A 15142-nucleotide genomic window follows, 5' to 3' on the forward strand; every position below is an offset into this window, starting at 1 on the left:
TCATCATCCAAAGTGTAGAAATAGTGAACCTCCTTTTTCACTCAGCAAATATTTTCTACTCAACAGAGAGGAGCTGCCAATGCGACCTCACATTTTGCAAGAGGATTATCGTTAGAATGGCAAGTGTTGCCAGGAGAAATAGCGGCAAGAGGTCATTCATCAGAGAATGGCTGATCCAGACACTGCCAAGCAACAGGTTGGGCTGAGCGGCCTGTGGCAATGTCAGAAGCAGAAACAGTATGCACAGCAGCAGACCTGCGTTCCGCAAGACCTGCCACCAGGAGACCGCCTGATCTCCAAGTACGCCAGCACAATGACATAACAGTTCGCGTCTCCCTCTCCAGAGATTCAGCAGGAGCGCCCAGCTAAAACTGACGAAGAGGAGAATGCTGATGAGGATAGCTTGAAGAAGAAACTGCCCGCAGAAAAGACATCCACCAGCCAGTAATTCCAGTGGGAACAGAAGAAAAGCGGCAAATGTGGACAGATGAAACCGTCTATCGAGCGCTGGAGAAAAAAGGCGATAGTCCTGAATGGCCTGCTGGAACCGCAGAGGATGGAGGAGTTTGCTACAGCCTGTACTTAAAAGTATCATTCCAATGAAAAAGCGTACAAAGATTCCGATAAATAAAAGCCATTGCTCCACTGGTATCTCCGCTTTCACCATAAAAGACAGTAGTAATTGACAAATATCAATAGTAATACTACAACGATAAAACCCAAAAGTAAAGCCCTATAACGGTGGTTCTCTTTTTATAGCGATAATGCATATGTATAAAAATGGTCCTCTTTATAAGACTCAAATGATTGCTGCATTAAAATGCATCTGTGACAATACTTTCAAAAATAATACAACTCAGCCTTTAATTGAGTGTTCTATCTGCTGATATAAGCGTGTGAGTAGTTCATTGAAGAAGACCAGTCGGCCCTGATTTCACTGAAAGCAGGGCCCTCTGTGGCTCAAGATTGTAGGCAAATAGTACACTTGCAGTAAAACGGTCAAACCAATGAAGTGTGAAAGAAGAACATCATCATTCCGCTCGCAAGACCTGGAGCACTGAGAGACGATTAATGACCCGTAAGGCCGGCAGGATCCCTACCAGCACTCCCGCCAATAAGAGCAGCAGAACGGTGGCCGCTACTTCTGCCACGGTCAGTGGGGGCAGATACTGTTTCTGGGCCAGCACAATCCAGAGGGCGGCCCCAATTCCTGGCACAATCCCCAGCAGGGCTAAGAGCAGTCCCTCCTGCAAAAACATGCCGCGAATCATGCCTGGTCGCCAGCCAAGCGCCTGCAACACACCGATCTCTTGCTGCCGCTCTCGCACCTGCATGATCAGCAGATCCGCCAGACTCAACACGGCCAGGATCATGGTAAACAGGACGCCGCAGAGCTGTGGGATGGCAGTCTGGAGCAGCACAAAATCTCCGAGCAGCGTGCCCTGCAAGGTCTGCCGCAACGTCAGAATGCCATGAAGGGTCAGGGTCAGCAGTCCAGACGAGCAGAAGAGGCTGACCAGCAGAATCAGCGCCCGCCAGCGAGAACGTGCCAGATTACGCACGGTCATGCTCAGTGCGGTTGGCAGTTGGAAAGGAAGCGTCCTTTGCGAGCCGCGCACGACCCTGGAGCCACTGCGCAACAGTTCCAGTGGCCGGACCCGCCAGAGCTGCCAGAGGGGAACAAGCAGGCTGATCAGAGCCAGCGCAAGAATTCCTGGCAAGGTCCAGAGCACCAGATTCCAGGGGATGGCGGCCCCAATCAGCAGCGTCAGACCCAGTGCCAGGAGCAGACCGGCTATCCCTCCAGACAGGGCCATCAGCACGACCTGGATCAGGAACGCCAGGGGGGGATGCCAGGGACGCCAGCCCACGGCGCTGAGAATCGCGAATTGGCGGCGCTGAGCCGTGACCAGTGAGCTTAAGTTCAGCACCAGATACGCCAGACAGACCAGGAGCACACCAGACAGCAGGACGTTCTGGGTCACTCCCAGTTGTTGCAGATAGAGCAGGCCCGCGCCAAAGGAGATCCAGCGCTCCTGCACCCAGCCCAGCGGGGGAATGGACTGGCTATAGTTCAGCTCACCGGCTGAGACTCCTGGGACATAGACCAGTGTGGGACGGGGCGATGAACCCAGCGTTACCAGCGCTTGCAGACCCGTTCGCTCATGAATCAACTGGGCCACTCGGGCTACCTGCTTCCACCCATTTTCATCGGGAGAGATATGGCCTGCGACCCGAATGCGAATCACATTGATGCAATTGTCGCCCAGCATCTGTCGAGCCGCCGTCATCGTCGTCAAGGCGAGCGGGGATTGCAGGGTCAGGCCCTGGGTGTACGTCGTGGGCTGCAATATCTTTGGGGCCAGCGGTTTGCCATTGGCGTCATAGCTCAAGACTGTCTGGCTGGGAGTGTAGGTATTTTCGGGCAGCCAGTTCAGGGCATCGGCAAAGCCCGCTGAGAGCTTGCGCCCATCAAAGAGCCCGGTCGTCGCAACTCGATACCCCGCATTATTATAGACTGTATAGTAATTAGTGGTATATGATTTTTCAAAACTGTCCCCAATGTAGATAGTCGGCTGATACATAATCCCTGGGAGTGGTTGGATCGACCGAAAGGCGAGGGCATTCCCCTGATATTCCTCATTCTGATCGGCCTGAAACGGTACCGGTTTGATCTGATAGGCTGGATTGCCATCAGGAGCCTTTCCCGCCATGAACTGATATTCCACATTTGAGGGGCGAGAGACCAGATTGAGATTAAAGACATTATCTCCATAATTTTCAACGTGAATAGCCGATCCCTGTTGATTAAGACTTGATCCAGTATGGAAGAGCTGAATATCATTTTGTGGAATTGGGACCAATCCCGTAAAGACAGCCTGACCTGGAACACTTGGGAGATAACTCGCATCGTGCTGCGCTGCCAGGACCTGGGGGTCGCTACTGCTCGTTTGGAGGTGGGTAAAGGTTGCCTGCATCGTAATGGAGCCAGGCAGATTCTGGTTGAGTATAACAGGGATCTGATAGTTGGGATACACATCTGCAATATTCTCACCCGTTACGGTCGGAAATTGAGGATCAACCTGTAAGTGATCCTGTACGGGGAGCGCCTCGCCTGAGGTAATACTCTGTTTGAGGTGAACTAACTGATCTTCTGCGGTTGGATCAATCGCTGCCAGAAGAAATGTTCCGGGATGCGGAATACCAGTCAGGTAAGGACCTTTAGAGGGAAAAAAGTAGGTATCCACGCCAAGCGTGCTGAGATATTGTTTGGTTTGTGGTGAGAGAGCACAATTCTGGTTTGGGCATTTGACATCCGAGGCATAGATCAATTCGTGTTGTTGGTACTCATTCTGCTGATGGATTCCATCGTCTGCGGAGAGCTTCCAGGTCAGGGAATAAAAGCCTGGAGCCATATTTTGAGAGCCAAAATTAATGAAAGGAATGGGAAAGCGCGCATTGCCAATAAATGAGATAGGGGCCGCAACGGCCACCCCGGAGAGCTGTTTGATCTGCTGATATTGTTGATAGCTAATGCCAGGATTGAGGTCGGTAAGATGATCAGGAGGCACGGCCTGTTGCGATTCGACACTCTTTGTCCCAGATGGCAGCACCACCAGATCGTAGGTTGGGCGCCAGTTCTGCCCAATGATCGTCCTGGCCTGAAAGACAATCGTCTGCGTCGTCGCATTCAAGAGCAGAAAAGCGCAGGCCGCAATCAGGAAACCACCACTCCCAAAGAGCTGTTGCCTCCATTGACGACCAATGGTCTGAAAGACATAATTGAACATGATAAAGATCCTTTATAGCATGTCAAAATCGACGAGAATAGAGAATTTTGCGACATTTGGCACTCAAATTTATTATTACAATAAAAAAAAAGCGGACAAAGGTGCCATCAAATAATTACCATTACCCCACTTTTATCTCCACTCTCACAGTAAAAACCGGACCAATAATTAAATACTACTAATAATACTACACTGCCAAAGCTCGAAAGTAAACCTTTATAGTCAGCATTAAATTTTTATAGAATAAATACACATACATAGTAATTAATTCATTGTGCAATACAATAAATCAATTATCCATCTAAATAACCCCAAATTTTTTCACACAAAGAATCAATGATAAAATTTTATTGCTTGTATTCAGAATCACGCTAATATTCCCTTGAATCTACAAGATCGCCTGTCCCATCTCTTCATCTAACTCGCTATGCCCTCGTTCATATGCTCGTATGTGCTTGCCTGTGTCTCAATTGAAGAGAGAGAGCATACGTTTGCGGGAAGGCTCATCAAGAAAATACACCCCTACCCGGTCGGTAGGGGTGTATAGCAAACAAAAAAAGGGAACTCAACCATTCTTTTAAAGAAGATTGAGAGGCTTACCAGTCGTGCGAGGAGTCTGAACTGGCTCCTGAGATACGGTATAGCCAGCATCATCAAGGGTAGCTTCGATCTGCTGTAGCGAAAGCTGATCGCTATCATAACTCAATGTAACGCTTTTCGTCGCAATATCGGTCGAAACGGCCTTTACGCCCGAAAGAACTCCTAACGCACCGTTGATCGTTTTAACACAATGCTCACAACTGACATCTGGAACGGATAACACTATCTCCTGTGGAATTGCCATGGATGCTCTCCTTTGCAAACTCTTTTATTTAACGGTTGCCTGCCAGGTTATAGAGTTGAACCAGCTCTTGAATGATCTGATCTTCTCGGCCCTCGGCAATACCTTCTGGAACGCATGTATGCAGATGGCCCTCAACTAGCAGCCCTTCAAGCTTCTCGATGGCTTTCCGAACAGCATAGGTCTGTCGCAGAATATCCACACAATACTTATCCTCTTCAATCATCTTCCTGATTCCACCGAGATGGCCCTCAATGTAGTTTAAGCGTTTGAGGACATCCTGTTTATCTGCATGCATCTGCATACCCCTTTCATTCAGACCCCTATAGGGTGGGTCTATGGATAGTCTAGCACAGAATAAATCGTTGTGCAAGGTAAAAAAAGCTGCACAACAAGCTCTTGACATTTCCTCTAAGGGCTGCTTATACTATACCCATACCCCCCTGGACGGGGTATGGGTTTCCGCAAATACACAAGAGGGAAAGTCAATGGATACTACTACCAGACCATCGATAGACGCATATACGCAGGCTCAACAAGAGGAGACAGCTCGCATTACGCTCGCGCTGGAAGGAATGACCTGCGCATCCTGTGCTATGCGCATTGAGAAAGGGCTCAAAAAGGTTCCGGGCGTCACCGATGCAACGGTCAATCTTGCGACTGAGATTGGGACAGTGACCTATAATCCCTCTGAAACGGGCATTGAGCAGCTCGTGCAAAAGGTTGAGACGGTTGGATATAAGGCCTCACCCATTCAACAACCGTCTGCGATACCTGTCCCTGATGAGGCTGGACCCTTAAGTGCAGGGCTGGTTGCGTCGTCTCTGCCGCCAGAAGAGGAACGTGCCCTGCGCAAACAAGCTGAGCTTCTTCGCAAACGCAATCTATTACTCATGGGAGTTGTGCTGTCTCTCCCCGTCGCCATTTTGAGCATGTTCTTTATGGATCGGTTCGCGTTTGAGAATATTCTCTTGCTCATCCTGACAACACCTATCTGGGCGGTTGTCGGGTGGGAGTTTCATCGAGGAGCGCTCAAAACGCTGCGCCATGGAAGCGCCAATATGGATACGCTGGTCTCTCTTGGCTCGACTGCTTCCTATCTCTTAAGTGTGATCGCTACGTTTTTCCCTCAAGTGGTGGGGGGAACGACGTTTTATGATACAACTGCACTGATTGTGACGCTGATCTTTCTTGGCAAATATCTGGAGACACGTGCCAGAGGCCAGACCAATGAGGCCATTAAAAAGCTGATCGGGCTGCAGGCGCGTACGGCTCACGTTTTGCGGGATGGGATCGAAAGAGAGCTTCCGATTGAACAGGTTCGTGTCAATGATGAGCTCATTGTACGCCCCGGTGAAAAATTTCCCGTTGATGGCGTGATTCTCGCTGGCCGGTCTACTGTGGATGAGGCTATGATTACAGGGGAGAGTCTGCCAGTCGAGAAGGGCGAAGGAGACGAGGTGGTCGGCTCAACCATTAATCAACACGGTCTCTTACGGGTGCGGGCCACAAAAGTTGGTGCCGACACAGTGCTGGCCCATATTATTCGATTGGTTGAACAGGCACAGGGTTCGAAGGCACCGATTCAGCGACTGGCAGATACGATCTCAAGCATCTTTGTTCCAGTTGTCTTAGTGATTGCAGGATTGACCTTTATTGTCTGGTCTATTATTGGTCATACGGCTGGCCTGCCTGTAACTGGCATGAGCATGCTTGATACCAGTAGTAACAATGCCTGGATCACGGCAATTGTGGCTGCGGTCGCGGTCCTGGTGGTGGCCTGCCCATGTGCTTTAGGACTGGCAACGCCAACAGCAATTATGGTCGGAACGGGCAAGGGAGCAGAGCAGGGCATTCTGATCAAAGGTGGCGAAAGTCTGGAGCGGATTCAGGCTGTTCAGGCTGTTCTGCTGGATAAGACAGGAACGATTACAAAAGGGAGACCTGAGCTGACTGATGTGATGACATGCTCTTCATATGAGGAGAACGAGCTTCTTCGCCTCGTAGCTCTGGCAGAACAGGGGTCTGAACATCCACTTGCTTCGGCTATTGTCGAAGGGGCAAAAGCACGAGGTCTGTCTATCAATGCCATGCCTGAACATTTTACCGCCATTGCAGGACGTGGGCTGGAAGCTGTGATTGATGGGCAGCAGGTACTTATAGGAACCAGAGGACTCCTGCAAAGTCGTTCGATTGCAACAGCAGCTAGCGAGGAACAGCTCGTGAGCTATGAAGTGCAGGGAAAAACGGCCATGCTGGTGGCACTTGATGGTGCATTAGCAGGAGCAGTTGCCGTTGCTGATACCGTCAAAGCTGGCTCCGTTGAGGCCATTCAGACCTTGCATGCTCAAGGTCTCTCGGTCTGGATGATGACGGGGGATAATACTCGTACGGCTCAGGCAATTGCTCAGCAAGTGGGAATTCCAGCCGATCATGTTCTGGCTGAAGTCCTGCCTGAAGAGAAAGCTCAGCAGGTGAAACGCTTACAGGAGCAGGGACTCATTGTGGCTTTTGCAGGCGATGGTATCAACGATGCTCCCGCTTTAGTGCAGGCGGATGCAGGGATTGCAATGGGAACGGGAACAGATGTGGCAATGGAGGCGTCAGATATTACCCTCGTCAAAGGAGATCTGAAGAGTATCGCCACAGCCTTAGCCCTCTCTCGGGCTACGCTGCGAACCATTCAGCAAAACCTGTTCTGGGCCTTTGCCTACAATGTCATTTTGATTCCAACCGCGATCCTATCGCCACTGATCCCTTTCCTCAAAGAGCAAGCGCCCATGTTTGCAGCCGCTGCAATGGCGCTGTCCTCGGTTACGGTTGTCACTAACTCGCTGCGCCTGCGGCGATTTGGCCGTTCGGCAGAACGTTAGGCATGGGAAGCAAGGAGTGGAAAACCTCACTCTTTGCTTCCCATACTTTCACGCTTGCCTGCTCACCATGTGAGAAACAGGGCAGGACTTGAGGACAGACAGCACAATTTCCAGGCTATATCTAACATAGCGATACACTAACATAACTGCACTATTTTCTTCGTTAAATGCTGCTATTTATATGTTTTACCTTTCAAATAGAACCATTATCTCTTATTTATTGGGGAAATGCTATCAGAAATTATAGGTTAACAATCATCAGCTCATCCGTTTATATTAATATAAAATGGCACGTGCTCTAGTGCCCCTAACTTATATTAACTTTATTATTTTTATAGGCATACTCTGGTTTATTTCCTATAAGTGCAATTGTCGATACAGTCTGCCACCAGGATATCCTACGCTAAGCAGAAGGGCAAACTTACATTTATGCACATTACAAACTATCGTTGTGATCTAACAAGAACAAAAGAACAACTGGCAAAGGGCTTTCTCACAGTTGGTTTTATTGGAACCTCTATTACTGACGCCAGAGTGCAACATAACTGGCCAGAACCAGTTATGCGCTGGCTCATCCTTCATTATCCCCATGTGCAATTCAAAATCGAGAACGCTGCAATTGCAGCTACCGGGAGCGAGCTAGCTGTATTTCGAGCAAAGCACGATCTGATTGAAAAAGGCTGTGATCTCATCTTCGTTGAATATGCGGTCAACGATTCCGAAAATCCTCCAGGCTGGCGTATGAAAACAAGGGAGACATTGCTGCGCATTTTGCTAGATGGTCAAAGAGATGTCGTGCTGGTCTACACGTATATCCAAAATATGTATAGCTCCATGGCCGAAGGGAGAGCACCAGACTCGATTGCTGAATTCGAAGCTCTGGCCGATCATTACAACATCAATTCTGTCTGGATGTCTCTTTACGCTTTTCGTCAGGTCCAACAGGGCTTGCTGCGCTGGGAAGAATGGCTACCAGACGGTTTACATCCAACGGAACGAGGGAGCTTGAGTTATGCCGAGAGTGTGATTGAGTTTTTGCAGCAAGGGCTCAATACGACAAATGAGCAGCTCGCAAGAATGGGAACCCAACTTCCGGACCCGATGGTTGCAAAGGTATGGAATACGATAGAATTTGTGCCGTTGCGAACTATCAAGACTGAAGGACCATGGCTCCTCAGAAACTGGCCCTCTCTGCCCTGGATCGAAGAGCTTCTCGAAACTTCAGCTATTGGAGCCAGGCTGGTGATTCCTTTTGAAGGTCAGGGGCTGGCTCTAGGCTTCGATTTCGGATTTTACTCTGCTGAGTACTACTATCGCCTGGATGGAAAAGAACGACAGTATAGCAATCGAGAACGACCCTACTGGTATCCAGATACAGGCTTATATCTGGTCCAGACGCTGTTCGACGACCTCCCCGCAGGCAAACATGAACTTGAAATCGAAGTAGTTCATGGCAATACCGAGCAATGTAAGGGAACGCACTTCCGGCTTGCTTTCGCGGCTGCCATTCAATGTTATAGCCCGAAAGCGTCTGAGCGTTAGCACTAGATTCGCGAGACAGAAGAGCTCTATTAGCGATGGGAAAGTCTCTGATATGTCAATTTATAATGATGTAATAAGATCTACTACCTATAATAAGAGATCTTTTTTTCCTGTGTAAAGCATAGTCTTAGCAGGAAACGCTGAACAAAGGACGTTAAAGTTAGTAGAGAGAAAGTAGAATTATGATTATACCCGCCTATCCAGATACATTTCCCCGGTCAGATGAAATTCACGTCGCCGTCAATAGTCAGGAAGTTGAGGTCCTGAAGACCGGAGTGGCCTATTTTGTCTCCTTCTCTTCTTCAGAAGAGCTTCAAGTTGAAGTGACAGGCACAAAAAAAATAGGTCCACTTACCATCAGTCCTCAAAGGCTGGGCATTACAGCCGAGGTAGAGGAGAATCGTGCCCACTTCCACGTCAAAAACGCCCAACTGCTTCACATTATAATAGAAGGCGTAGAGCTCCCGCTCTTTTTTTATGCCAATCCTGAACGCAGCTATGATGGAAAAGCGACCTATTATTTTCCAGGTGGGCAGATTCACGAGGCTGGTGAAATCGTTCTTCATGACCATGAATCGATCTATATTGAAGAAGGTGCCGTGGTCCGAGGGAGTATTCGGGCTTCTCATGCCTCGCATATTAAGATCTATGGCAATGGTATTCTTGACGCAAGTTGCTTTCACGGCAAGTCAGACTATCGTACGATCTTACTCTACCGTTGCAGCAACGTAGAGATCCAGGACATCATTATGATTGAGCCTCCCCTCTGGATGATTACGTTGGCTGCCTGCGATACCGTCCATATTGATCGTATCAAACAGATTGGCGAGGTCACCAGTTCGGATGGCGTTGATATCGTCGGCTCACATGATGTACTGATCGAAAATTGCATCATGAGAAATAATGATGATTGCATCGTCATTAAAGGCTTCAATTGGACCAATGCGATAACTGGAGAGTACTATCGCGCCGCCGAAGATGTCTACAACGTTCTTGTCCGTTCATGCACACTCATGAATGGAGAGGGAGGAATTGCGCTGGAGATTGGACATGAATTGACGATCAATTCGGTCAATACTATTGTCTTTAGCGATATTGATATTGTTGCAATACATGGACATGGCGCTCCTTTCGGGATACATGTCGGTGATAGAGCTCTGGTAAGTAATGTGCGCTTTGAACATATCAGGGTACAGCATTACTATGAGAAACTCATCGACTTTCGTGTCATGCGCTCAAGATACAACATAGATAAAGAGAGAGGCCATATCAAGGATATTGTACTCAAGGATATTCGTGTTACCGTCTCTCCTTACAACCCCGGCTACTCGATCTCTGTCATCGGAGGCTATGACTCCTCCCATCAGGTGCAGGGCGTCATCTTAGAGGACTTTTACCTGGGAGACTTAAAGGTAACAAACAGTGATCAGCTCGACCTCTTTACCAGGGAGGCTGAAGGCATTGAGTTTCGTTAACAGAGAATAGATGGAGAGATAGGGCCCTACACCTTCATACAATATATTGCACCACATAAGCGATTTATCGCATCATCGTGTAGGGCCTATCATTCATGATGACTGCGGGCCCTTATGCACTTAATGAAGCGCACAGTGGCAGCACATTCAGCGTTCCACCAGACGTAATGGGAGGACTATCGATAGTAAGCGGAGGTAAGGCATATACATTGACAGCCCAGGACTGTGGATTGGAGCCATAAGAAGGATAGAAAAGAGTGATTGGAAAGGCTCGCGGATCGAACTTAGTCTTGTGATAGCCAGCCCCTACGGGTGAGGCCCCACCGGGACAGGCCGCCTGCGCACTTCCCAACGTTGCTGCTCCCGATTTAGTCGCACCAGGGGCAGTGGCGGAGGTCACTTTCCCCAGCGTCACATTCAGATTCGAGGCACAGACTCCATAGACGGCAACATTATTGCCAAAGTGGTTGAGATTGCCAATGCTATAATCAGTTGTCACGCCCCAGCTTGTAAGGTTCAAAGGCTGAGATGTCTCAAAATCAATCACGATAGAGGCCAGATTGGACTGACTAAGATTCGTCAGACGATAGCCACCTCCAGTTAATTTTGTCCCTTGAGGGCAATTCACCGTCAAAGAATTTCCGCTATTGGTATCTCCACTCTGACTCACGATAGTTGCAGCCTTCCCTTTGCTCATACATTCAACATGCACAATCCCCAGGACATCCCCTACATAACCGGCTGATGGCTGATTCGTGAAAGTAACGGTCCAGGAATTCGCGCTGGATGGATAGCTGGCGGCAATAAAGTATTCATCAATAATGGTATGCGATATCCCACCACGTTCGACCTTATCTGCCTGATAAGCCGGTGTGTTAACGGCCCAGCCACCACTGAGCATCTGTTCGCCAGCATGACAACTGGCCGTTGAGGACGCAAAGGTTGAGGAATGGACCGTCACAGCATTAAAACGGTCGGTAACCCCGGGCGCAGAGTTAATGCCTCCACCCCCATTGCTCGGGTCCGTTCCACAGGCAGCAAACAGAAAACTTATTACCAGAGGAAGAAGACAGAGACCCACACGGATAGCTTTTCCCATGCCCATACTCTTTACCTTGTTTCTCATAGCTCACTATGAATTTTTATGCTCGCAAGTACTCTAAAGGACTTCAGAGACTGTGAAGAGAGTAATGCTCTATATATCTTTCCAGATATTTCTTTCCAGATCTTAACCAGAGTATAGGCGACAAACTATCTCAGCAGCTATTTGCTACTGCACAATCGCAAAGTGAAATAACCGACATTCGAGAACGTATCATGAACAAGAAGAGGCCTGGCACGACATGTCAACAGATCGTGCCAGGCCTCTTCTTGCTCATCTCTGGCGACTAAGACACCTCTTTATGCAGAACCTTGAAGAAGCTAGCATCGCGGAGCCAGCGATAGGTATAAGCTCCAGCAATTGCGCCACACAGAGGACCCACAACATAGATCCATTGCGACGTCCAGGTACCACTCACCAGAGCCGGTCCAAGCGAACGAGCTGGATTTAAAGAAGGGCCACAGATCGGGCCTGCAAATAAGACCTCCAGAGCGATCGTGCTACCAATCGCCAGAGCCGCCGACTGGCCGACCGCGCGGGTATCTGTCGTCATAGCCATAATCACAAACATCAGGAAAAAGGTAAGAATAAATTCAAAGCCCAACGACTGAGTATCGCCCCCATTCCCGGCAGGAAGCGTTGAACCCAACCTGGCAACATCGCCCAATAAGATCGCAAGGCAGAGAGCAGCCGCCGTTGCACCTAATAACTGAGCCAGCCAGTATCCGGCTAATTTCTGGATTGGAAAATTGCGTACAAGGACAAAGGCCAGCGTCACCGCCGGATTGAAGTGCGCCCCACTAATGTGTCCAAGAGCATAGACCATCACCGTAATGATAAGCCCAAAGACTAAACCAACCCCAACATGGGTAATCTGCCCTTTGGAGAGCGTATCGATCATGACTGCACCACAGCCAGCAAAAACCAATCCAAAGGTTCCGATCCCCTCAGCCACATAGGGGGCCAATTGACTGGACAACGACTCACTCGTAGAGAGTGCCTGCGTCTGCTGTATACTTGTCTGGCTCATGAATGGAGTAGATTTCCTTTCTCTGCCTATGGAATTCCCTTATAGCAATATACATATACAAAATACACATGCAAAATACACAGACAAAAACAGACCACGGGGGTCGACCTATTGTGGATTATCTTCCCTTACACATACCCGGCCACCGCCATACTGTTAATGAAGAACAACTATCTAGTATAATTATACTTAACATGCAAAATGAAGTATATTTATGACAATACTATGGAGAAGAGAGAAAGTACTATCACTGGTACCTCTCTCTTCTCCACGTCCCAAGTATGATCTGCTTAAGCAAGGATTATCTTGCGACCAGAGCGACTGGCTTCCACTGCTCGATCTTCGGTGGAATGTGTTTACACGGCGGTGGCATCTTCCCCCAACAATGAAGTAGACAGAGCGGCACTGTTCTGGAATAGAACGGTAGATAGATCGCGCAATCCCCGGGGTCAATGACGAGATCGGCCTCCATATGTAGCAATTGAGGACACATCGCCTGTAATAGTTCAACAACCTCATCAACCACCCAGCCTTTTACATCGTTTGTATGCAGACCCAGAATCTCTGTATTGAGATCGAGACGGTGGCAGGGATAACGACTTATTACAGCACACAGGCACACCTGGAGGGTATCATGAAGATACATAGAAGCCTCCTTTCCTGCAAAAGTTCAAATCTTTCTACATATAAAATTGAGCGCTACGATGGGGAAATATACACCAGGTCGGCTACAATCACAATTGAGCGCTACGATGGGGAAATATACACCAGGTCGGCTACGATCATCTGCTTAAGAACTTTTTCACCTACAGTTTTAATTACAAAAGCGTGTGCAGGAATCCCCAGGCCTCCTGATCGATGCTACTCTATACTCAACCATTAGTTGCTCGTTATCGTCTTTAAGACCACTATATCACAATGGAATCAGGATTGATAGCCGATCTAGAATAGTTCGAGGCTCTAGAATGTGCGTATATCGCAGAGAAATGGGAAGATGTAATAAAATATATACAGACGTCAGCATACAAATAGATGCAATACTATTCATTCAGGCTCTCATTCCACGCGATGTTGAGGAGCGTACAATCAAGTTTCCGGAGAGCAGGCTCCGTTGTTGGGAGATTTGTCGTTCATGCAATTGCCGCCAGAGGAGTCGAATGACCTCTTCACCCAGGGCTTCAATCGGTGGTCGAATCGATGTTATCCCTAATTCTGCCGCCAGAGGATGATTGTCAAAGCCAATCAGGCCAAAATCTTTGCCAGCTACCTTTCCTGACCTCTGGGCAGCACGTAGAAAACCGGCAGCCGCTTCGTCATTTTGCGCAATGATCCCTACGGGCCGTCCCTGCGATCCCGTCTCAAGGATGCCTTGAGCAATCAGTTCTTGACTCGCCTGATATGTGGCCTCCTCAGACGTCTGTCCAGATGGCATCTTCATAGTGGAATGAATGCGCAGTTGTTCTGGAGAGACTCCAAAATCCTGCATAGCCTGCTTCACACCTTCAATCCGTTTGCTTACCCACGAACGATCATCGCATTGCAGGAAGTGATAGACAGGAGCATAGCCAACGCGTAATAAATGAAGTCCAGCGCGATAGCCTGACGTGAGGTTATCGAAGCAGACCACAGGACACGGACTGATAATCTCTTCCCAGGAGACCAGAGCCACAGGTACACGCTCAATGTCAAACAGAGCACGTACGACCTCGCTCATGAAACGCGCATCAAAAATACTGATGACGATGGCATCGATACCATGATCAAGCAAGAGCGTAATGGCCTCCTTCATCGTCGTATGCTCGGAAGTTGGAGCAAGCTCTTGCACCAGATGCACACGCCCACCAACCTGCGCAAAAGAGCGCTGAAGGGATTGCATCAACACATAGTTCCATTGATCAGGCTCAAAGCCGTTAGCGGGGACTGGCACCCCAGACGTAAAAGCGATAAAGGGCTTCTGGGCAAGAATACCCAGGGTAGGTGCCGTAATCGACCTGCGCGATCGTGTAAAAGAACTTGATGACACCTGTGCTGGCACCGCCGCAGGGACAACCGGTTGAGAGACAAATGTCCCTCGTTTGGGCTCAGCACGCAACGTCCCATCGCTGATGAGAAGACCGATGGCCTGCTCCAGAGTCGGCATGCTGACCCCATAGATTTTGGCAAGATTCGCTCGGCCAGGCAACATTGAACCGGCTGGCCACTCTCCCATCTGAATTTTATTGCGAATGTCTTGCTCAACCTGCCTGTACATTAATGGCTCTTTGGACTGCTCTTGCCCTGGCACAAAATCTTTATTCATTCTATACCTTTTCACTAACCATACTACATAATTATATCCATTATATAGTTTTGCTTTTTTATCGGCCCAGTTACCCCATTCCATGTCTCATGTTGCATAGAAATTATTCAATATTCCCTTGACAGAGTCAATAGAGCAATGTATCCTATAAAGGGTGGTCAACTATACAGTATAATTATACACCAGTAT

At 48.6% G+C, this 15142-nt stretch carries 11 protein-coding genes; 3 read left to right on the forward strand and 8 right to left on the reverse strand.

The features are described 5' to 3' along the window. Nucleotides 1-55 precede the first annotated feature (55 nt). The 4 genes from EL628_RS02345 to EL628_RS02360 all read right to left on the reverse strand — a co-directional run bounded on the left by EL628_RS02345 (nt 56) and on the right by EL628_RS02360 (nt 4930). Entirely contained in the window at nt 56-646 is a 591-nt protein-coding gene (locus EL628_RS02345; RefSeq protein ID WP_161975220.1) for a MauE/DoxX family redox-associated membrane protein, read from the reverse strand. A 385-nt stretch (nt 647-1031) separates the two neighbouring features. Then, nucleotides 1032-3791: an FtsX-like permease family protein gene (locus EL628_RS02350; protein WP_126578193.1), complete on the reverse strand. Its 2760-nt coding sequence runs from the start codon at nt 3789-3791 to the stop codon at nt 1032-1034. Nucleotides 3792-4368: 577 nt separating this feature from the next. Further along, complete coding sequence (locus EL628_RS02355) at nt 4369-4635, reverse strand: heavy-metal-associated domain-containing protein (protein ID WP_126578194.1); 267 nt, start codon at nt 4633-4635, stop codon at nt 4369-4371. 28 nt (nt 4636-4663) lie between these two features. Beyond that, nucleotides 4664-4930 (reverse strand): metal-sensitive transcriptional regulator, encoded by a 267-nt coding sequence (locus EL628_RS02360; protein ID WP_126578195.1) that lies wholly within the window; start codon nt 4928-4930, stop codon nt 4664-4666. A gap of 190 nt (nt 4931-5120) precedes the next feature. Here EL628_RS02360 and EL628_RS02365 point away from each other — a divergent pair, with 190 nt between their 5' ends. From EL628_RS02365 to EL628_RS02375, 3 genes are all read left to right on the forward strand, one after another. Beyond that, a complete protein-coding gene (locus tag EL628_RS02365; RefSeq protein WP_126578196.1) occupies nt 5121-7505 on the forward strand; it encodes a heavy metal translocating P-type ATPase in 2385 nt (794 codons plus the stop codon). A 429-nt stretch (nt 7506-7934) separates the two neighbouring features. Further along, nucleotides 7935-9047 (forward strand): SGNH/GDSL hydrolase family protein, encoded by a 1113-nt coding sequence (locus tag EL628_RS02370; protein ID WP_126578197.1) that lies wholly within the window; start codon nt 7935-7937, stop codon nt 9045-9047. Between the two features lie 182 nt (nt 9048-9229). Further along, a complete protein-coding gene (locus EL628_RS02375) occupies nt 9230-10522 on the forward strand; it encodes a glycosyl hydrolase family 28 protein (RefSeq protein ID WP_126578198.1) in 1293 nt (430 codons plus the stop codon). A gap of 112 nt (nt 10523-10634) precedes the next feature. On the opposite strand, the gene EL628_RS02380 is transcribed toward EL628_RS02375, so the two are convergent. The 4 genes from EL628_RS02380 to EL628_RS02395 form a co-directional block, all read right to left on the reverse strand. Continuing rightward, nucleotides 10635-11621, reverse strand: coding sequence for a hypothetical protein (locus tag EL628_RS02380; protein WP_126578199.1), 987 nt, complete (start codon nt 11619-11621; stop codon nt 10635-10637). A gap of 289 nt (nt 11622-11910) precedes the next feature. Further along, entirely contained in the window at nt 11911-12654 is a 744-nt protein-coding gene (locus tag EL628_RS02385) for an MIP/aquaporin family protein (protein ID WP_126578200.1), read from the reverse strand. A 301-nt stretch (nt 12655-12955) separates the two neighbouring features. Next, entirely contained in the window at nt 12956-13300 is a 345-nt protein-coding gene (locus EL628_RS02390) for a hypothetical protein (protein ID WP_126578201.1), read from the reverse strand. 402 nt (nt 13301-13702) lie between these two features. After that, nucleotides 13703-14953, reverse strand: a complete 1251-nt coding sequence (locus EL628_RS02395) for a substrate-binding domain-containing protein (protein WP_161975221.1) — start codon at nt 14951-14953, stop codon at nt 13703-13705. Nucleotides 14954-15142: the final 189 nt, after the last annotated feature.

Source organism: Tengunoibacter tsumagoiensis, from assembly GCF_003967535.1.
GTDB lineage: Bacteria > Chloroflexota > Ktedonobacteria > Ktedonobacterales > Ktedonobacteraceae > Tengunoibacter > Tengunoibacter tsumagoiensis.